At 29.9% G+C, this 21202-nt stretch carries 25 protein-coding genes; all 25 read left to right on the top strand.

The features are described 5' to 3' along the window. The first annotated feature begins 4 nt into the window (after positions 1-4). On the top strand, positions 5-844 hold the full coding sequence (gene rnfB, locus FYJ27_RS07620) for an RnfABCDGE type electron transport complex subunit B (protein WP_154484257.1): 840 nt from the start codon (positions 5-7) through the stop codon (positions 842-844). Positions 845-954: 110 nt separating this feature from the next. Further along, positions 955-1344, top strand: a complete 390-nt coding sequence (locus tag FYJ27_RS07625) for a NusG domain II-containing protein (protein ID WP_237915378.1) — start codon at positions 955-957, stop codon at positions 1342-1344. A 15-nt stretch (positions 1345-1359) separates the two neighbouring features. Further along, positions 1360-1887, top strand: coding sequence for a Gx transporter family protein (locus FYJ27_RS07630; RefSeq protein ID WP_154484259.1), 528 nt, complete (start codon positions 1360-1362; stop codon positions 1885-1887). Between the two features lie 8 nt (positions 1888-1895). Beyond that, positions 1896-2477, top strand: coding sequence for a nucleoside triphosphate pyrophosphatase (locus tag FYJ27_RS07635; RefSeq protein WP_154484260.1), 582 nt, complete (start codon positions 1896-1898; stop codon positions 2475-2477). A gap of 30 nt (positions 2478-2507) precedes the next feature. After that, positions 2508-3215 (top strand): RadC family protein, encoded by a 708-nt coding sequence (gene radC, locus FYJ27_RS07640; RefSeq protein WP_154484261.1) that lies wholly within the window; start codon positions 2508-2510, stop codon positions 3213-3215. 28 nt (positions 3216-3243) lie between these two features. Then, entirely contained in the window at positions 3244-4275 is a 1032-nt protein-coding gene (locus FYJ27_RS07645) for a rod shape-determining protein (protein ID WP_154484262.1), read from the top strand. An 11-nt stretch (positions 4276-4286) separates the two neighbouring features. Continuing rightward, positions 4287-5123 (top strand): rod shape-determining protein MreC, encoded by an 837-nt coding sequence (gene mreC / locus FYJ27_RS07650; protein WP_154484263.1) that lies wholly within the window; start codon positions 4287-4289, stop codon positions 5121-5123. A 20-nt stretch (positions 5124-5143) separates the two neighbouring features. Beyond that, positions 5144-5644 carry a rod shape-determining protein MreD gene (gene mreD / locus FYJ27_RS07655; protein WP_154484264.1) on the top strand — a complete coding sequence of 167 codons (501 nt, stop codon included), beginning with the start codon at positions 5144-5146 and terminating at the stop codon, positions 5642-5644. A gap of 11 nt (positions 5645-5655) precedes the next feature. Then, the gene (locus FYJ27_RS07660; RefSeq protein ID WP_154484265.1) at positions 5656-8991 is read left to right on the top strand and encodes a penicillin-binding transpeptidase domain-containing protein; all 3336 of its coding nucleotides are present in this window, start codon (positions 5656-5658) and stop codon (positions 8989-8991) included. Positions 8992-9083: 92 nt separating this feature from the next. Further along, the gene (gene minC / locus FYJ27_RS07665) at positions 9084-9695 is read left to right on the top strand and encodes a septum site-determining protein MinC (protein ID WP_154484266.1); all 612 of its coding nucleotides are present in this window, start codon (positions 9084-9086) and stop codon (positions 9693-9695) included. 21 nt (positions 9696-9716) lie between these two features. Continuing rightward, the gene (gene minD, locus FYJ27_RS07670; RefSeq protein ID WP_154484267.1) at positions 9717-10511 is read left to right on the top strand and encodes a septum site-determining protein MinD; all 795 of its coding nucleotides are present in this window, start codon (positions 9717-9719) and stop codon (positions 10509-10511) included. Positions 10512-10524: 13 nt separating this feature from the next. Beyond that, positions 10525-10800, top strand: coding sequence for a cell division topological specificity factor MinE (gene minE / locus FYJ27_RS07675; protein ID WP_154484268.1), 276 nt, complete (start codon positions 10525-10527; stop codon positions 10798-10800). 130 nt (positions 10801-10930) lie between these two features. Continuing rightward, complete coding sequence (locus FYJ27_RS07680; protein ID WP_154484269.1) at positions 10931-11815, top strand: hypothetical protein; 885 nt, start codon at positions 10931-10933, stop codon at positions 11813-11815. Positions 11816-11889: 74 nt separating this feature from the next. Further along, complete coding sequence (locus FYJ27_RS07685) at positions 11890-12948, top strand: FAD:protein FMN transferase (RefSeq protein WP_154484270.1); 1059 nt, start codon at positions 11890-11892, stop codon at positions 12946-12948. Between the two features lie 68 nt (positions 12949-13016). Further along, the gene (locus tag FYJ27_RS07690) at positions 13017-13664 is read left to right on the top strand and encodes a M23 family metallopeptidase (protein WP_154484271.1); all 648 of its coding nucleotides are present in this window, start codon (positions 13017-13019) and stop codon (positions 13662-13664) included. Between the two features lie 68 nt (positions 13665-13732). Continuing rightward, on the top strand, positions 13733-15577 hold the full coding sequence (locus FYJ27_RS07695; protein WP_154484272.1) for a TIGR03960 family B12-binding radical SAM protein: 1845 nt from the start codon (positions 13733-13735) through the stop codon (positions 15575-15577). Further along, positions 15574-16272, top strand: a complete 699-nt coding sequence (locus FYJ27_RS07700) for a TIGR03936 family radical SAM-associated protein (RefSeq protein ID WP_154484273.1) — start codon at positions 15574-15576, stop codon at positions 16270-16272. The genes FYJ27_RS07695 and FYJ27_RS07700 overlap by 4 nt, the downstream gene beginning before the upstream one ends. A 15-nt stretch (positions 16273-16287) precedes the next feature. Then, a complete protein-coding gene (locus FYJ27_RS07705; RefSeq protein WP_154484274.1) occupies positions 16288-17511 on the top strand; it encodes an Rne/Rng family ribonuclease in 1224 nt (407 codons plus the stop codon). 117 nt (positions 17512-17628) lie between these two features. Next, the gene (gene rplU / locus FYJ27_RS07710; RefSeq protein WP_154484275.1) at positions 17629-17940 is read left to right on the top strand and encodes a 50S ribosomal protein L21; all 312 of its coding nucleotides are present in this window, start codon (positions 17629-17631) and stop codon (positions 17938-17940) included. Between the two features lie 5 nt (positions 17941-17945). Further along, positions 17946-18296 (top strand): ribosomal-processing cysteine protease Prp, encoded by a 351-nt coding sequence (locus FYJ27_RS07715; protein WP_154484276.1) that lies wholly within the window; start codon positions 17946-17948, stop codon positions 18294-18296. A 1-nt stretch (position 18297) separates the two neighbouring features. Continuing rightward, positions 18298-18588, top strand: coding sequence for a 50S ribosomal protein L27 (rpmA, locus tag FYJ27_RS07720; RefSeq protein WP_154484277.1), 291 nt, complete (start codon positions 18298-18300; stop codon positions 18586-18588). A gap of 84 nt (positions 18589-18672) precedes the next feature. Beyond that, a complete protein-coding gene (locus FYJ27_RS07725; RefSeq protein ID WP_154484278.1) occupies positions 18673-19254 on the top strand; it encodes a Spo0B domain-containing protein in 582 nt (193 codons plus the stop codon). Positions 19255-19331: 77 nt separating this feature from the next. Next, positions 19332-20603, top strand: a complete 1272-nt coding sequence (gene obgE, locus FYJ27_RS07730) for a GTPase ObgE (protein ID WP_154484279.1) — start codon at positions 19332-19334, stop codon at positions 20601-20603. A 27-nt stretch (positions 20604-20630) separates the two neighbouring features. Further along, positions 20631-20813, top strand: coding sequence for a hypothetical protein (locus FYJ27_RS07735; RefSeq protein WP_154484280.1), 183 nt, complete (start codon positions 20631-20633; stop codon positions 20811-20813). Between the two features lie 25 nt (positions 20814-20838). Then, on the top strand, positions 20839-21129 hold the full coding sequence (gene yhbY / locus FYJ27_RS07740; RefSeq protein ID WP_154484281.1) for a ribosome assembly RNA-binding protein YhbY: 291 nt from the start codon (positions 20839-20841) through the stop codon (positions 21127-21129). Positions 21130-21202 lie beyond the last annotated feature (73 nt).

Consider the following 21202-nt stretch of genomic DNA (forward strand, 5'->3'; position numbering starts at 1 on the left):
AGAAATGAGTACAATATTATACCCATTATTAGTATTGGGCGGTTTAGGGCTATTATTTGGTATAGCATTATCCCTTGCTTCTAAAGCTTTTGCAGTAGAAGTTGATCCAAAAGTTGAAAAAATAACAAAAGCATTGCCAGGTGCAAACTGTGGAGCTTGTGGTTATCCTGGCTGTGAAGGATTTGCTAATGCAGTAGCAAAAGGAGATGCACCTGTAAATGGATGTAAAGTTGGTGGCGCTCCTGTAGCTGAAAAAGTTGGAGAGATTTTAGGCGTAGGAGCAGGAGAAAGTGAAAAGATGGTGGCAAAGGTGCTCTGTCAAGGAAATAGTTGTAATGCTATTAAGAAATATGAATATGTTGGAATTCAAGATTGTAAGGCTGCTAATGTAGTTGCAGGTGGAGATAAAGGTTGTCAATATGGATGTTTAGGATATGGAACTTGTAAAGATGTATGTCAATTTGGAGCAATAGAAATAGTAGATGGAGTTGCTGTAATAGATCCAGAAAAATGTACTTCTTGTGGACAATGTATAAATGTATGTCCAAAAGGTATCATTGAATTAGTTCCATATAAACAAAAAGTAGTAGTAAAATGTAAGAGTCATGATTTCGGAAAACCTGTTAAGGACAATTGTACTGTAGGATGTATTGGATGTCAGATGTGTGTTAGAACTTGTCCAACTGATCCAAAAGCTATGCAATTTGATGATAAATTAGCCCATATTGATTATGAAAAATGTATAAATTGTGGACTATGTGCTCAAAAGTGTCCAACAGGTGCTATTTGGTCATTGTTGAAAAAACCTAAAAAAGATGAAAAGGTAGCAGAAAAGGGTCTTTAATATGACCCTTTTTTTTATGGAAAAAATTTTATAAAAATGTAACTTGTAAATAAAAAATATAAGTGGTAAACTTAATATGTGTATTTATTACTAAAAATCGATAAAAAAGGGTGTTTATATTGACAAAAGGGGATAAATGTTTAATAATTTCTATTATAATAATAAGTTTATTCTCTTTATGGTATGTAAAGAAAGAGGCGACAAATTATGACGAAAAATATATTCTAATCCAAGTTGATGGTAAAGACTATAAAAAAATAACTTTTGGACCAGAAGTAATAGGAAAAAAGATTCCTATAAAGACTGAACTTGGTTATAATTTAATAGAAATAGGAGATGGTAAAGTAAGAGTCATTGAGGCTGACTGCCCTGATCAGCTAGATGTCAAACAAGGCTATATTGAGAGTCCAGGAGAAGTAATAGTTTGTTTACCAAATAAATTAGTTATTGAAATTAAAGGAAAAACTAAGGATGAAGATATAGATTATATTAGTCATTAAAGAGAGTGTGTTAAAATGGAAAAGTTAAAAAGAATGATATTTTTATCTTTGTTAGTTTCGTTAGGACTTGCTCTTAGCATAATTGAATCATTTATGCCTGTACCCTTTATAGCTCCTGGGGCAAAGTTAGGATTGTCAAATATGGTAATATTAGTTACCCTAGTAGTATTTGGCTTTAAAGAAGCTTTAATTGTAGGCATATTGAAAAGTTTGTTATTTACTTTAGTAACTGGAAGCGTATCAAGTTTATTTTATAGTTTAACTGGTACTGTTTTTAGTTCAATAGCTATGTTTATAGTATATTTATATTTTTCGAAATTTTTCAGTCTTATAGGAGTAAGCATCTTTGGTGCTGTAGCACATAATACTGCCCAAGTTTTAGTTGCAAGTCTAATAATGAATAATTTCAAGATATTTTCTTATTTACCAATATTACTTTTAATTAGTCTTTTTACAGGATATTTTACAGGACTAGCTTCTATATTTATAAGTAAAAACTTAAAAAAAAATTTTCAACCAAGATGTGAAATAAATAAAATATAGGTGATATTATGAAAAAGATAGTACTAGCCTCTTCTTCTCCTAGAAGAAAAGAGCTATTGCTTAAGTATAAAATTCAACCTCTAATAGTATCTAGCAATATTTCAGAACAAATAAATTCAAATGAAAATCCAGAAGAAGTAGCAATGTCTTTAGCTTATGAGAAAGCCTATAATGTGTCAAAAAAATTTAAAAATGGAGAAATAATCATAGGTGCAGATACTTTAGTGTGTTTGGATGAAAATATACTAGGGAAACCTAAAGATGAGCAGGAAGCTTTTTCTATGCTCAAAACCTTAAACAACAGGGAACATTTTGTTATTACAGGGCTAGCTATTATAAAGGCAAATACAAATTTAAAGATAATTGAATATGAAAAAACCGCTGTAACTTTTAGATATTTAACAGATGAAAAAATAAAAAAATATATAGAAACTGAAGAATATAAAGATAAAGCAGGTGCATATGCTGTTCAAGGGTTAGGAGAAGTACTTGTAGAAAAAATCGTAGGATGTTATTCTAATGTAGTAGGATTGCCTATTACAAAATTAGATACACTTCTAGAAAAACATTTTAATGTTAGCCTACTGTAATTAAGATATTTAAATAGGTAGGTGAAATTTATGGGGGATGTTTTAAAGGAAAATAGGGATTATACTATTAAAGATATGCCGTTAAATGAACGACCTAGAGAAAAATTATACAAATATGGAGCTAAATCCTTGTCAAATGCAGAACTTATTGCAGTAATAATTAGGACAGGAAGTAGGAGTGATACAGCCATAGAATTAGCTCAAAGATTAATAAGCATAGATAAAAGAGGTATAGGATTTTTGTCTGAGGCTTCTTTTGAAGAATTAACTTCTGTGAAAGGAATAGGGAAATGTAAAGCTGCTCAAATAATTTCTGCTATTGAGCTTGGAAAAAGGATTGCTGCTCAAGGTGGAGAAGACAAAGTTAAAGTAACTTCTCCTGTAGATATTGTAGGTCTAATAATGGAAGAAATGAGGTATTTAAAAAAAGAGCACTTTAGAATCGCTATATTAGATACAAAAAACCACATAATAGCTATAGAAGAAATTTCAATAGGAAACTTAAATTCTTCTATAGTCCATCCAAGGGAAGTATTTAATATAGCTATAAGAAGAACTGCCAATTCTATTATACTTATCCATAATCATCCTAGCGGCGACCCTACTCCAAGTAGGGAAGATATAAATATAACGAATAGATTGATCGAAGCTGGGAATATAATTGGAATCAAGGTATTAGATCACATTATTATAGGAGATAATAGGTACTTAAGTTTTAGAGAAAGAAATATAATATAAGATATGAGTAAGGAAGGAGCAAAAATATATGGGATTATTTAGTACTTTTACCAAGGATATGGGCATTGATTTAGGAACTGCAAATACTTTAGTTTATATTAAAGGAAAAGGGATAATAATACGAGAGCCTTCTGTAGTAGCTATACACACAAATACAAAAGAAGTTCTTGCAGTAGGTGAAGAAGCAAAAAAAATGATTGGAAGAACACCTGGGCATATAGTTGCTATTAGACCATTAAAAGATGGGGTTATTGCTGATTTTAACGTAACTCAAAGCATGTTAAAATATTTTATCAAGAAAGCAAACCAGAAAAGATCTATTTTTCAGCCTAGGGTAGTAGTATGTGTTCCTTCTGGAGTTACAGAAGTAGAAAAAAGAGCAGTTGAAGAAGCTACTATTCATGCAGGTGCAAGAGATGCTTATCTTATAGAAGAACCTATGGCAGCAGCTATTGGGGCAGGCCTTCCAGTTCAAGAGCCTACGGGCAGTATGATTGTAGATATTGGAGGAGGAACTACAGAGGTTGCGATTATCTCTTTAGGTGGAATTGTTACAAGTAGATCCATAAGAATTGGTGGAGATGAATTAGATGAGTCTATAGTAAATTATATTAAAAAAGAATATAGTTTAATGATAGGTGAAAGAACAGCAGAAGAAGTAAAAATAGTTATTGGTTCAGCAGATGAAAAAGGTAAAGAAACAAAGATGCAAATAAGAGGAAGGGATTTAATAAGTGGGCTTCCTAAGACTACAGAGATCACATCTTCTGAGATACATGAAGCTATGAAAGAACCTATATCAAATATAATAGATGCAATTAAATTCACTTTAGAAAAGACCCCTCCAGAACTAGCTTCAGATATTATGGAGCAAGGTATTATGCTTACAGGTGGAGGAGCATTACTAAATGGAATTGATAGACTTATAAAGAGTGAAACAGGTATGCCTGTTCATATAGCAGAAGATCCTCTTGACTGTGTAGCTATAGGTACAGGTAGAGCATTGGAAAGTATAGAAGTTTTGAAAAAAACTTTGGATAGCAATAAAAGGCTAGATTAGTGGTGATAAAATTGTCTAAGTTTAAAAAATATAAAGATAGGATGATAGTAACAACAGTTGCTATCATTCTAATTGTTATAATTGGAATGACAAGTAGTGAAAGAATAAAGATAACAGGTTTTGAAAAAGCTATTGGAAATATAATTTCCCCAGTAGAAAAATTATTCTTCAATGTAGGAAAATCTGTTTCAAACATCTTTGGTACTATAGGCAATATAGGTAAGTTCAAGGAGGAAAACGAGCAATTGAAAAAGAAAATAGCATTATTAGAAGAAGAAAATAGAAAATATGAAGATATTATTGGGAAAACAGATTTTTTACGCAATGAAGCTCGACTTAAAGAAAAAACCAGTTATAAATTAATCGATGCCCAAGTAGTTGGAAAAGAACCAGGTAATTGGTTTGATAGGTTTATAATAGATAAAGGACTAAACGACGGGATAAAAAAAGGGGATACAGTAATTCAAGGTGTAGAAGTAAATAAAAGTTTAATTCAAGAAGGAGTAGTAGGAAGAATAACTGATGTAGGAGACAACTGGGCAAAAGTATCATCTATTGTCGATGAAAGTAGCAATATTTCTTTTAGAGTTACTAGAACCCAAGATGGAGGTATTTTATCTGGTAGTGTAGATAATAAGCTAAGTGGATATTTTTTTGATAATAAGGCAGATGTAAAAAAAGGAGACAAGCTTTTTACATCTGGTTTAGGTGAATCATATGTAAAAGATTTATATATTGGTGAAGTAAAGGAAGTAGTCAAAAAAGAAGAAGATTTAATGAAGAGAGTGGTAGTAGCTCCTGCTGTCAATTTCAAGAAAATCTATAGGGTTCATGTGATTTCTAATTAAAGAAAAAGGAGTATTTAACATTGCAAAGTTTAATTATATTTATAATAATTATTGTTAATTTCATATTGCAGAGTACCATTCTTCAAAACTTAAGTATATTAGGTGTTATACCGAATACTACGTTGATTATTGTGGTTTCTATAGCACTTTTAAAAGGGAAAAGAACGGGAAGTATAGTAGGCCTAGGTGCAGGTTTGTTGCAAGATATTATATTTAGTCCCACTATAGGAGCAAATGCTTTTGTTTATTTTTTTATTGGTTATTTAATAGGATTAAGCGAACAAAAGGTTTATAAAGAAAGTTTATTTATACCTTTTATTTTTACGCTTATAACTACATTGGCTTATCATGGTGTTTATTATGTTCTTATGTACTTTTTAGGAGTCAATATAAGATTTCATTTTTTCTTAAGAGATACTATTCTTATAGAAACTCTATATAATAGCATATTAATTTTACCTATATACAAGTGGTTTTCAAACATCTTTACCGTTCCCTCCATTAAATTTGGAAGGAGATAGGAGTGAGACAATTGAAGTTTTTAGAGAAGTTAAAAGATAGATACAATATAATAATACTACTACTATCCATCATGTTCCTAGTCCTCTCCTTTAGATTAGCTACATTAACCATAGTGAAGGGAGATTATTACAGAGAACTTTCTGATACAAAAAGAGTTAAAGAAATTGCAACTACAGCTCCTAGAGGGGAAATAAGAGATAGAAATGGAGTATTGCTTGCTGGAAACAAACCAAGCTTTACTGTTCAGATCCTTAAAGATGAAATTAAAAATATAGAAGATCAAAATGAAAAAAATGATATAATATTGAATCTTATAAGGCTTCTAGAAGAAGATGGAGTAGACTATGTAGATGAATTTCCAATAGAATTAAATGTATTTCAATTTAATGATGAAAATATGAACTTAAATGAAAATACAAGTGCAATGGATGCAGTTATAGATGCAATAGCAGAGAATAATTTACTCCCACAATTATTGGATACTTATTATACTGGAAATAAAGAAGAACATTTTAAATATTTGACTGTAAATAAAGCTATTCATGCATTACAGAACAAAGGAATGGATATACCTATAGAAGCAAGATTAAATGAAGGTAATGTGACTTTACAGTTTAGTGAGAATAAAGGTATTGATAAATGGAAAGAAGAAAATAAATTATCACCTAATGTAGGAGCAAAAGAAGCACTTTTAAAATTAATAGATAATGATAAAAATATTATAAGAAATATATTGGATCATCCTATTTCTAGGGAATTAGCTTTCAATATGTTAAAGAATAAAGGGCTTGTAAATAATATTGATATGGTTCCATACTCTATTACATTTGACGAAGAATATTCTAAACAAAAGGCCTCTCTTATGAAAAGCTTTAATAGTGTAACAAAAGACTCTAAAGCTAAAGATGATTTCATAAATATAGTACTTGAAACAGGTATAAGGGATTTATTAGAAAAAGTTATTGAAGAGAAAGATGAAAAAGACAATGTAATAGGTAGAGTAATTCCAGGAGAGGTTTTAATTAAGAAAATTGAAGAAAAGGGAGAAAAATGTCCTGTAACTTTTGAAATAAGTAAAGATAATAAAAAAGTTGTTTATAAATTTAAAGACAAAAATGTATCAACAAAACTTAACCCATTAAGCTATCTTATTGAACAGGGTAAAAAAACTAAAGCTATAAATGATATGATTATTGATAATAAAGTGAAAAATGCAGCTCAAGAATTGATATTAAATAATGGTGTAAATCCTAAGATATCTGTATCTGAATGGGAGTATGTAGCAATAAACAATAAAAACAACTGGTATTCTACATTTAAAATACCCAAAAATAGTACTGCAAAAGAAGCTTTTAATCATTTAAGGAAAAAATATGGAATTGATGAAAACTTAAGTAAATACGAAGTAAGATCTATGCTTTTAATATATGATCAGTTAAGTAAACAAGGTTTCAGAGCTTATGAACCTATAAATATTGCTTATGGAATAAATGACATTACGGTGGCAAAGCTTGAGGAAAATAAAATGAATATGCCAGGGATTGATGTGTCTATAGAACCAATTAGATATTATCCAATGGGAAATACTGCAGCACATATATTAGGATACCTAGGTAAGATATCTCAACCTCATGAGATAAAGCAATATGTTGAAGAAAAAAAATATTCACCAAATGCTATAATTGGTAAAACTGGAGTAGAAGAAAAGTTTGAAGAAAAGTTAAAAGGTAAAGATGGAATAAAGAAAGTCGAAGTAGATGTTATGGGTAACACTATTAATGTATTAGATGAGAAAAAGCCAATACCTGGAAATAATTTATACCTTACTATAGATTCAGAGCTACAAAAAGTAGCAGAGGATTCGTTAGAAAGGACATTAGAAGGCATAAGAAAGGGTGGAACATATGAAAGTAAATGGGGAAATTATAAATTTGGAACTAGTAAAAAAGGAAGACCTTATATAAATGCTACTTCAGGAGCTGTTGTAGCTTTAGATGTTAAAACAGGTGAAGTATTAGCATTGGCAAACTATCCTGACTATGATCCAAATTTATTTGCAACAGGTATTTCTAGTGCAGACTGGGCAAGTTTATTTCCAGAAAATGAGGAAGATTTATTAGCACCAAGACCCCTTTACAATATTGCAATCCAAACAGCAATACAGCCTGGTTCTACTTATAAGATGATAACAGGACTAACTGCACTAGAAAAAGGTTTAAGTCCAACAAAGACTATAAGAGATATGGGATATGTTGAATTTGGAGACAAAAGATTTGGTTGTTGGATTTGGAATAATGGCAGAGGCACCCATGGGCCAGAAAATCTTTATGATGCATTAAGAGATTCTTGTAACTATTACTTTTACTCAGTTACCATGGGAAAAAACCCTAGAACTGGAGAAGGTTTAGGTATGAAAGTAGATATTGAAGATATAGTAGAAATGTCGAAGAAATTTGGATTAAGTGAAAAGACTGGCATAGAAATAGACATTCCTAATGAATCATCAGGTGGAGTTCCAGATCCTGAAAGAAAAATAGCAACAACTAAGGCCACATTGAAAAGGGATTTAGAACAAGATTTTAAGAAATATATTAGAGATGGTGAAAAACTTTCAAATGCTGAAATCAAAAAAGATATTGAAGAGATAATTAGTTGGACAGATCTAGAAGAACCATTATCAAGAGGAGAAGTATATCGAAGATTAGAAAAAATGGGCATAGATCCAGATAAAAAAATTAATGGAGATAGAGAAAGTTTAACAGATAAGATAAAATATACTTATCTAAGTCAAGCTGGTTGGACTGCGGCAGATACTTTAAATGTTTCTATAGGGCAAGGAGAGAATGCATATACTCCTATACAAATGGCTAATTATATATCTATTCTTGCCAATGGAGGATATAAAAATAAGGTTACTGTTGTAGATAAGATAAAGAACTATGATAATTCAAAAATTATTTATGATCAAAAAGTTGAAAGAGAAAGAATTGAGCTAAAAGATTACGAGCATTTAGAAGATATAAAACTTGGCATGAGAAAGGTGGTAAGTGAAGGTACAGCAAGAAGTACTTTTACGAATTTCCCAATACCAGTAGCAGCAAAAACAGGGACTGCTCAAAAAAGCGGAATTAATCCTGCTACTGGAGAGACTTATGATGATTTTGCTTGGTTTGTTGCCTTTGGACCCTATGAAGATCCTGAAATAGCTGTAGCAGTAGTTTTGTTTCAAGGTGGTAGTGGTGGATATGCAGGACCAATGGCAAGAGATATAATTGCTCAGTATCTAGGATTAAATAACCAAGAACAAAAAGAAAAACAACCATCTACAACTGAATTGGGAAGGTAAATACTTTCCAATTCTTTTTTTTATAAAATTAAGAAGGAATTAAGATTGTTTTGAAGAATTACTATTATATGGAGGTTTTTGGAGGTAATACTATGACACAAGATTTAGTAGTATTTAAAGGAACTAAAGATGGAGTATATATTTACATACGAGATGGGAACTTTGAATCAATAAAGAAAGAGTTGGATATAAAGCTAAAAAAATCAGGTTCTTTTTTTAAAGGTGGAAAAATTGTAGATTTCAAAGGGAAAAATCTTAGCAATGATGAACTTAAAGAACTTGAAGGTATTGTAAAGGATAAATATAACTTAAAGATAATAGAAAAAAAGAAATTAAAAGCCAAAGGTTTTTTTAAAGGCATAGAAGAAGGAATGACTAAGTTTATTAAAACTACTTTAAGATCAGGACAAAAAATTGAATATAATGGAAATATAGTAATTTTTGGAGATGTAAATCCAGGTTCAATGGTTATAGCAGGAGGCAATATAGTAGTATTAGGGAATCTACGGGGAGTAGCCCATGCAGGATATGATGGAAATAAGAAAGCTATTGTTGCTGCTTTTGCTTTGCAACCTACTCAGCTCAGGATAGCAAATCTAATATCTAGACGTCCTGATGAGGATATAGAATATCCTAAGTGGCCAGAGATAGCAAAAATAGAAGGAAATGAAGTTATTATTGAGAGGTACCTACCAAAAAAATAAATAAAAAGGGAGGCATATAGTATGGGGAAAGTAATCGTCATAACATCGGGTAAAGGTGGAGTTGGTAAAACTACTACTACAGCAAATATAGGGACAGGCTTAGCAATGCTAGGTAAAAAAGTTGTTGTAGTTGACGCAGACATAGGTCTAAGAAATTTAGATGTAGTTATGGGATTAGAAAATAGAATAGTATATGACATTGTAGATGTAGTAGAGAAAGTTTGTAGATTAAAGCAAGGTCTTATTAGGGATAAACGCTATGAAGGACTTTATCTTTTACCAGCAGCCCAAACTAAAGATAAATCTGCTATAAAACCGGAGCAAATGCTTGAACTTTGCAATGAATTAAAAGAAGAATTTGATTATATCTTAATAGATTCACCAGCAGGTATTGAATTAGGTTTTCAAAATGCAGTTGCTGGAGCCGATGAATCAATAGTTGTAACTACACCAGAAATATCTGCAGTAAGAGATGCTGATAGGGTTATTGGTCTTTTAGAAGCAAAGGGATTAAATAGTCCAAAACTTGTTATCAATAGAATTAGACCAGATATGGTAAAAAAAGGCGATATGATGAATATTGAAGATATGATTGATATATTAGCTATAGATTTATTAGGGGTTGTTCCAGATGATGAAGCTATAGTAGTTTCGACTAATAGGGGAGAACCTGTAGTCTCAGATCAATCTACATTAGCAGGCAAGGCGTATAATAATATTTCTAGAAGAATTATGGGAGAAGAGGTTGAACTATTAAACTTCAATCATGAAGAGGGGAAGTTTACCAAAATAATGAAGATATTATTTGGCAAATAAAGGGGGAATTTTCTTGGATTTCTTGAAGATGTTTTCAAAAAATAGTAAAAGTAGTAAAAACGTAGCTAAAGAAAGACTAAAATTAGTCCTTATTCACGATAGGGCCGATATTTCACCTAAATTTCTTCAAATGTTAGAAAGCGATATAGTGAGAGTAATGTCTGAATATGTAGAAATTGATGAAGAAGGACTAGATGTAAAAATGACTAGAACTAAAAGGGAAAGCGATGGCTGCTCTGTTCCTGCACTAGTTGCCAATATTCCTATTATAAAAGTAAAAGATAGGTGATAAAATACTAAAAAATTTTAAAAAAATAAATAAATGTTGATTTTTTTAGTGTAGTTTTATATAATCAATGTAGACTTTATTCATCCAGTTTTGTTAAAAAAATAATAAAAAGTGCAGGAGGGGGACATAAATGACAAAAAAAGTTTTATCTCTTATCTTGGTTGCAGTATTAGCAATGACTATTTTTGCTGGTTGTGCAAAAGATGAAGCACCAAAGACAGATGAACCAAAGGAAGGCGAAGAAAAGACTTCAGAAGAGGCTACAGGTGGGGAACTAAAAGATGGAAAGTATTTAGTTAAATTGCCAGTAAGTGATCATATGAATTATCCAATGGCAACTATGGAAGTAAAGAATGGAGAAATTAGCTCATTTGATTATAATGAATATCTTGCAGATTCTGGTGAAGCAAAGAATCCAGATAACTATAGTTATGAAGAAGGACTAGAAGTAATTAAAAATTTAAATGAGCAATTTATGGACAAGAAAGATGTAGAGTCAATTGATTATGATGCTGTATCAGGCGCAACTCATACTAAGGAAAGCTTTAAAGAAGTAGTAGCTAGCCTTATAGAGAAAGCAGAAAAAGGCGAAGTTTATGAGCCTGCTTACAAAGATGGTGAATATGAAGCTAAAGCTGGTGAAGAAAGTCATGGATGGTTATCAGAAATTAAAATTGTAGTTAAAGAAGGAACTATAGTTGGAGTAGACTTTAAAGATGTAGCAGTTGAAGATATGGAAGGGGAAAAGGTTGTACTAGATGAAGAAACTAAAGAACCAGTTATGGAAGATGAAGAAACTCCAAAGACAGAACCAACTAATATTAAAAAAGGTGATGTAAAATCCTTAGAAAACTATTCTTATTTACCTTCTTTTGATACAATCAAAGAATTGACAAAACAAATAATAGATAATAATGGAATAGAAGATTTAGAACTAGACGGAATATCAGGAGCAACGAATACTAAAAATACACTTATAGAATTAGCTACAAAAGCATTAGAAGATGCGAAATAGAAAGCTTTTAAGAAACCCTAACAAAAAAGTTAGGGTTTCTTAACTTCATTTATATATTGAAGAGGAGAGAAAAAATGAGATATAAAAATAAAATAATACTCATATTAATTTCAACTTTATTAGTCTCAGCTTTTTTAGGAGGATGTAAAAAAGAAGAGGATAAAGAACCACTTTCAAAAACAGAATTTATGATGGATACAGTAATGACTATTAAATTATATGATAAAAAAGATGAGGTAATATTAGATAAATCATTTGACAGAATTAGAGAGATTGAAGATAAAATGAGTATTACTATAGAAGATAGTGATGTAAGTAAAATAAATAAAAATGCAGGAAAAAATCCAGTAAAAGTAGATGACGAAGTATATGAAATACTAACTAGAGCAAAATATTTTGCCGAATTAACAGATGGAGCCTATGAACCAACTATAGGTCCTTTAGTAGATCTTTGGAATATTAGAAATGAAGGAAAAAACAACAAACATGATATTCCATCTAAGGAAGATATAGAAAAAGCTTTAAATAAAGTAGACTATAAAAAATTAGAACTATTAGAAGACAACAAAGTTTTCTTAAAAGAAGAAGGAATGAAGCTAGATTTAGGTGGAATAGCTAAAGGGTATGCGGCAGATGAAATAAAAAAGATTCTAAAAGAAAATGGAGTTAATAGTGCTATAGTAGATTTAGGCGGAAATATCTATGCTGTAGGTTCAAAGGGTCAAGATGAGTATTGGAAGATTGGAATACAAAATCCGCAAGAACAGAGAGGTAGTTATGTAGGGATAATAGAGGTAAAAGATAGTTCAGTAGTGACTTCAGGAGATTATGAAAGATATTTTGAAGTAAATGGTAAGAGATATCATCACATAATAGATTCTAAAACTGGTTATCCTTCAGATAATGAATTATCAGCTATAAGTATTATAGCGAAAAGTTCTACAGATTCAGATGCATTATCAACTGCATTATTTGTGCTAGGAAGGGAAAAGTCAAAAGAAGTTTTAAAAGAATTAGAAGATATAGAAGTATTATATGTAACCAAATCAGATAATATATATATTTCACCTGGAATCAAAGATAGGTTTGATTTAAACAATAATAATTTTGACTTAAAGATTAATGAATATTAAAATTAATACTAATGTGAATAAAACCCGCCAGTAATAAATATCATATTATTAAATAGGCGGGTGATATTATGATTAAAAACAGATATAAAAAAAGAACTAAAAGGTTTAAAAATAATTTTAAAAGTAAAAATTTTTTTAAAAAACAATTAAATAAAGTATTTATAGTTTTGATTATACTTCTAATTGTTTTAGTAATAAAAAAAATCAATATGTCATTTACAAATAAAGTAATACGAATAATAGATAGAGGAATTAGACACGAATTTGACATAAAAGCTGAAGGTAGAAAAGTATTAGATTTTTCAAAAAAGGTTTTTAAATTACCAGAAAAAGCAGTGTCCGTATTTAGTTTTGATAATAAAAATGAATCCTATATTTCTCCACTAGAAGGAGGAGTACAAAAAACTTCTAGAAATACAAAAGGTGTAGATATTATTTCTGATAAAAGTAAAGAAGTTTTATCCATAGGAAAAGGCACTGTTACAAGAGTAGAAGATAGAGAAAAATCTGGATATTACGTAACTATAGATTATAAAGATTTTGAAGCTATTTATGGACAACTAGATAAAATAAATATATCTATGGGAGATGTAGTTTTCAAAGGTGAGAAGATTGGAACTTTAGGAGAATTGAATGGAAAAAGCACTCCATTATATTTTGAAATCTGGAAAGATGGGAATAATATAAATCCTAAGGATATTATAAAACTTAATTAAAAATACTATAAAAAAGGCAAAAAAAATGTTAGTATAGTACTTGCAGATAAAAAAATGAAGGTGATTAGATGATTGATTTGGAAAAATTTGAAAGAATACTTAATAGAGTTGAAAAGCCAGCTAGATACATTGGAATGGAAGAAAATTCAATTAAAAAAGATCTGAGTAAAATGAATATTAAATTTGCTTTTGCTTTTCCAGATGTATATGATGTAGGAATGTCACATGTAGGTCTCCATATACTTTATAATCTTATAAATGTAGAAGAGGACATTTGTTGTGAAAGAGTATTTGCACCATGGACAGATATGGAACAGGAAATGAAAAAAGAAAACATCTCATTATTTACTCTAGAAAGCAAAGAACCTATTAAAAATTTTGATTTTCTTGGATTTACACTGCAGTATGAAATGAGTTATACAAATATTATAAATATGCTCCATCTAGGACAAATTCCAATTTATTCAAAGGATAGAGAGGAAGAAGATCCTTTTGTTATAGGTGGAGGTCCTTGTGTATATAACCCAGAGCCACTTGCAGAGTTTATAGACTTTTTTGTAATTGGTGAAGGAGAAGAAGTAATATTTGAGATATTTAATGAGTATAGGGAATGGAAAAAATCAGATGGTACTAGGGATGATTTTTTAAAAAATATAAGTAAGATTGAAGGTATATATGTACCTAAATATTTTGATGTACACTATAAAGAAGATGGTACTATAGAAAAGATAGAGCCTAATATAGTGGGAAATAGCCAAAAAGTTAAAAAGAGAATAATTAAAGACTTAAATAAATCATATTTTCCAGATAAAATTATAGTTCCTTATATAGAAACAGTTCATGATAGAATTTCTCTTGAGATATTCAGGGGATGTACAAGAGGATGTAGATTTTGCCAAGCTGGAATTATATATAGACCTGTAAGGGAAAGAAATATAGATACTATTATAAATCTTTCTGAAGATCTAGTAAAAAATACAGGCTACGAAGATATTTCATTAATGTCTCTTAGTTCATGTGATTATTCTCAATTAGAAGTTTTAATTAGGGAATTAATGGACAAATATGAGGAAAAGAAAGTTGGCATATCTTTGCCTTCTTTAAGATTAGATTCTTTTACTCAGAATATAATTCAAGAAATAGAAAAAGTAAGAAAGACTGGTCTTACATTTGCTCCTGAAGCAGGTAGTCAGAGGCTTAGGGATGTAATAAATAAAGGAGTTACAGAAGAAGATTTAGAAAATGCAGTTACCTATGCATTTAATGAAGGTTGGTCAAGAGTAAAACTATATTTTATGATTGGATTGCCTACAGAAACAGAAGAAGACATTTTAGGCATAAAAGATTTAGGATATAAAGTAAAAGACATATTTTTTAGTGTACCAATGGATAAAAGAAAAGGAAATTTTGTTGTAACTGTTAGCACATCTTGTTTTGTTCCAAAACCTTTTACTCCTTTCCAATGGATAGGACAAAATACTATTGAAGAGTTCAATGAAAAAATAAAGATTTTGAAAGAGAATATTAAAGATAGAAAGATTATATATAATTATCATGATCCAAAACTAAGTTATTTAGAAGCTGTACTAGCAAGAGGAGATAGAAAGGTTGGAAAAGCATTAGTAGAAGCTTGGAAAAATGGCTGTAAATTTGATGGATGGTCAGAGTTCTTTAGTTTTGAAAAATGGATGGAGGCTTTTAAACAAGCTAATATAGATCCAGATTTTTATGCAATTAGGGAAAGAGAGCTTGACGAAGTTTTACCTTGGGATTTTATCGATGTGGGAGTATCAAAAGAATATTTATCAAGAGAATATGAAAGGGCCTTAAAAGGAGAATTAACCAACGATTGTAGATTAGGCTGTACTGGATGTGGAATAAATAAAAGTTTTTCAGGTGGTGTTTGTAATTGATTTTGAGAGTTAAGTTTACAAAAGAAAATTATTTAAAATATATATCCCATTTAGATTTAATGAGGCTTTTTCAAAGAGCTTTTAGAAAAGCCGATATTCCAATGAAATATTCAGAAGGATTCAATCCTCATCCTAAGTTTTCAATAGCTTCAGCACTTTCACTAGGAGTCTCAAGTATTGGAGAATATATGGATGTAGAACTAGAAAAGAAAATATCAATAACTACTTTTATTCATAGAATGAACCAAGTATTACCAGATGATATAAAAATATTAAAAGCTGAGTATATAGAAGAAAATAAATCAGTTTCTTCTATGATAGATTGGGGATTTTATAAAATTCAGTTTAAATTGAAAAATACTTTAAGTGAAGAAGAAGTGAAAAAGAATGTTGAAGATATTTTAAGTCTAGATGAAATAATTATAATAAAACAAAAAAAGAAAAAAGGTAAAATTCGTGAAAGAGAGAAAGATATAAGACCTTTTATAGGTAATGTAGTAGTTAAGGAAGTAAAAGATAATTTAGTAAGTATGGAAGTTTTATTAAAAACAGGGGATAGTGGAAACTTAAAGGCAATAGATTTTTTAAGCTCACTGGAGAAATATACAAGCCTTAATATTATAGATGATACTATCAGAATCCATAGATTGGAACTGTATACAGAAAGGCATGGAGAAATAATTCCTCTTTTATAATTTAGGAGAGATAGAATGAATTATATACTTATAGATGTAAAAAAAGATAAAAATAGCATAGCCATAGTAGAAGAAGATAGGCTAGTTGAATTTTATATAGAAAAACACAATGAAAAGATATTAGGAAATATATATAGGGGTAAGGTTGTAAATGTACTTCCGGGGATGGAAGCTGCATTTGTAGATATAGGAGAGAAAAAGAATGCTTATCTTTATATAAAAGATATATTACCTAGGGAAAGGTATCATGAAGATAAACCTTCAATAGAGGATCTAGTAAAAGTTGGGGATGATATAATAGTTCAGGTTATAAAAGAAGCCATAGGTACTAAGGGACCTAAGGTTACAGAACATATAACTATTCCTAGTAACTATATGGTTTTGACCCCTTATTCTAGCAAAGTATCAATTTCTAGAAAAATTGCAGATAAAGATGAAGTAAAGAGACTATTAAAAGTAGGAGAAAACATAAAAAGAGAAGAAATAGGAATGATTTTTAGAACAGCTTCTGAAAATATAGAAGAGGCTAAGTTAGAAGAAGAACTAAATTTTCTCATAGATTTATATAGAAAAATAGAAAGAGAAAGGAATTTTTCTCCTTCTCCAAAATTAATTTATAAAGAAATGGATAGTATAAACAAAATTGTTAGAGATATTTTTATAAATTTTCAAGGCAAATTGATTATAAATAATACAGATAAGTATAGAGATATACTAGATTTGATAGAAGGTATAGATCCAAATGCTATAGAAAATATTGAATTAAGAGATGGAGAAGATATTTTTAAAACTTATAATATTACTGATGAAATAAAAAAAGCTTTAGGTAGAAAAGTATTTCTTAGAAGTGGAGGATATTTAGTTATAGATGAAACAGAAGCTTTAACTTCCATTGATGTAAATACCGGAAAATATATTGGGAAAATAGATTTAGAAAGTACTGTATTAAAAACTAATCTAGAAGCAGTAGAAGAACTAGCAAGACAGTTAAGACTTAGAAATATTGGAGGAATAGTAATAATAGATTTTATAGCAATGAAAAATAAAGAAGATGAAGAGTTGCTACTAAATAGTCTAGAAGAAGAGCTTAAGAAGGATAGGAGAAAGACTAGTGTAATGGGAATAACTAAATTAGGATTGGTAGAAATGACTAGAAAAAAAGTGAGAAATCGTCTATCATGGAATTATTTTAAAGTTTGCCCTCATTGTGATGGCAAGGGGAAAATATTAATTGATTAATATTGACAAATAGGCTTTTTTTTGATAGAATTAGTTTCTGTAAGTAGCCGCACAGTGTGGGTTTTAAAGCATAGTCACCTGACATTGGCGAGACTGGATAGGGGAGGTGCAATCTAAATGTACGCTGTAATCGAAACAGGAGGAAAACAATATAGGGTTCAAGAAGGAGATACTATTTTTGTTGAAAAACTAGATGCAGATAATGGAGAACAAGTAAGCTTCGATAAAGTTTTATTTGTTTCTAAAGATGACGATCTAGTTGTTGGTAAACCTTATGTTGAAGGTGCCAAAGTAGAAGGAAAAGTTCTAGAACAAGGAAAAGGAAAGAAAGTTATAGTTTTCAAATACAAAGCAAAGAAAAACTATAGAAAAAAACAAGGACATCGTCAACCATATACAAAAGTAAAAGTTGAAAAGATTTTAGGATAATTAAAATGATAAAAATAGAAATATATAAAGATATGGTAGGCAATATATTTAAATATTCAGTAGAGGGTCATGCAGGATATTCTACAAAAGGCAATGATATAGTTTGTTCAGCAGTTTCTATGCTGGCCCAAACTACCCTTATTGCATTGAATAAAGTTGGTAATATAGATGAAGAATCTATAGATTACTCAATAGATGAAGAAAAAGGTGTCTTAAAAGTAGCTATCCCTAGAGATCTTTCTAATGAACAATTAAATACTACCAATATAATATTGAAAACTATGGAAGTAGGAATTAAAGCTGTAATAGACAGCTATCCGGAATATATAACTCTCAAATACAGGGAGGTGGAATAATATGATAAAATTAAATTTACAATTGTTTGCAACTAAAAAAGGAGTAGGTTCCTCAAGAAATGGTCGTGATAGTGAAGCGAAAAGACTAGGAGTAAAAAGAGGAGACGGCCAACTTGTATTAGCAGGAAATATTTTAGTTCGTCAAAGAGGAACAAAAATTCATCCAGGAACAAATGTAGGTAAAGGTTCAGACGATACTTTATTTGCAAAAGTTGACGGTTTTGTTAAATTTGAACAAAAAGGTAAAAATAGAAAACAAGTTAGTGTATATCCAGTAGAAGAATTAGCATAGATAAAAATCAGCTTACCTAAAAAAGGTAAGCTTTTTTATTCTTATAAGAAAAATTTTTCATGAATCATAAAAAGAGGTAAGGGGATGGATAGTTTGAGCGGAATTTATGAGATCCATAAAGAAAAAGCTGAATACATCTCTTATATGAAAGATGTATTCAGAGAACAAAGACATGATTATATGAATTATTTTCAAGTGATATATGGTTATCTACAGCTTGGGAAAATAGAAGAAGCATTAAGACAAATTAAGAAAATCATTCAATTAAATTCAAATTTAAGTCAAATATATAAAATGTCCCTTTTTCATGTAAGTGTTTATTTAGATAGGGCTATTAGAGAAATGGGAGATTTAGAATATATAATAAATCTACATGTTTTAAATAACAGACAAAATACTATATGCTGTATTGATAACGAAGAAGAAATAATTAAAAACTTAGATTTGATTTTCGAGGATTTCATGGAAGAAGGTATACGATTTAAAAGGAATGTAGATATAGAAATAGAAGAGTTTAAAGATAGAATATCTTTCACATTTTCTGGAGAAAATAAAATATCTACATTAATTAAAAACAGTAAAGATGTAGACATTATTGAAGATAATGAAAGAGTTAGTGTGATTTTTAAGTATAAAAATCCTATAGAGTGTTTAAGTGTAGAATAGTATTGACAGGGTTAATAGAATTGGTATAATTAAATTACTAAACATTAGTAGGATAATAAGTATAAAAGGATGATATTATGTTTGTAGATATAGCAAAAATACGTCTAAAAGCAGGAAAAGGTGGAGATGGAGCAGTTGCTTTTAGAAGGGAAAAATATGAACCTTCCGGTGGACCTTATGGAGGAGATGGAGGAGATGGAGGAAGTATAATCCTTCAAGTAGATGAAGGATTAAAAACCTTAATGGATTTTAAATACAAGAGGGTTTATAAAGCTGAAAATGGTGAAGATGGAAAAACAAAAAAACAATATGGGAAAAGTGGAAAAGATTTAGTACTTAGAATACCTCCAGGAACTGTTGTAAAAGATTTAAAAACTGGAGGAGTAATTATAGATTTTAAAGACAAAGACGAAATTTTTGTTATTGCAAAAGGAGGCCGAGGAGGAAAAGGCAATGCTAAATTTGCAACTTCCACTAGACAGGCACCAAGGTTTTCAGAAGCAGGAGAAAAAGGTGAAGAAAGAGAAATAATTCTTGAATTGAAGCTGTTAGCAGATGTTGGACTAGTTGGTTTTCCCAATGTAGGAAAATCCACACTACTTTCAATGATGTCTGCCGCAAAGCCTAAAATAGCTAATTATCATTTTACAACTTTAAAACCTAATTTAGGAGTTGTAAGAGTGGAGGAAGGGAAAAGCTTTGTTATGGCAGATATTCCAGGGTTAATTGAGGGTGCCCACGAAGGTGCAGGTTTAGGCCATGAATTTCTTAGACATGTGGAAAGAACTAGACTTATAGTCCACGTAATAGATGCTTCTGGAATAGAAGGTAGAAATCCTTTAGATGATTTCTATAAAATAAATGAAGAATTAAAAAATTATAATCCTAAATTATCAAAAAAACCTCAGATAGTAGTAGCTAATAAAAAAGATATAGGTACTTGGAATGAAGGATATAAGATTTTAAAAGAAAAATTAGAAAAAGAGGGCTATAGGGTTCTTCCTGTATCTGCTGCAACAGGAGAAGGAGTAGATAAGTTGAAATATATAATATGGGAAGAACTTTCAAAAATTGAAGCAGATTATGAAACTTTTGATGAAGTAGTTGAATTTAAAGAAACAGAAGAAAAAGAAGAAATAGTAGTAAAACTAGAGGAAGGGAAATTTATTGTAGAGGGAGCTTTTATTGAAAAACTAGTATATTCAACTAATTTTGATGACTTGGATTCCTTAAGATATTTTCAAAATACCCTTATAAAGAAAGGGATAGTAGAAAAATTAAAGAGTTTGGGTATTGAAGAAAATGATACAGTATATATTTGTGGATTTGAATTTGAATTCTTTGACTAGAAATTGTATGGAGGTAAAAGAGGAGAAATGGAATGCTATAATTGCGGAAATTGCAAAGAAAATAATCCAACTTATTATTGTATAGCAAAAGATAAAGTAATTATAAATGAAAATTATAGACCAGAAGAGAAAAAAAGGAATGGATGGAAAAAAGGAAATAAAGAATATGAAGTTCATAGAAGGAATACTAGGAAAGAAATAGAAATTTAAGAGGTATTTTAAAGGAGTGTATTAATTGTTAACGGGGAAACAAAGAAGTTATCTTAAAAGTATTGCTAATGGAATAGAACCTATATTCCAAATTGGAAAAAATGGTATCAATGAAAATTTTATAAAACAAGTAGATGAAGCATTAGAAGCAAGAGAAATTATAAAAATAAATGTATTAAAAAATAGTTTCTTAGATACAAAAACTGCAGCTAATGAGGTAGCCAAATTAACAGATGCAGAGTTTGTTCAAAGCATAGGAAATAAATTTGTAATATATAAAGAATCTGAAGAAAATAAAAAAATAAATTTACCTTAAAAGATTGGCTTAGCCAATCTTTTTTATGTATTTTAGATATATAATTTAATATATAGTATAATATTGGAGGGAG

It is taken from the genome of Anaerosalibacter bizertensis (assembly GCF_009696605.1).
Classification (GTDB): Bacteria; Bacillota; Clostridia; order Tissierellales; family Sporanaerobacteraceae; genus Anaerosalibacter; species Anaerosalibacter bizertensis.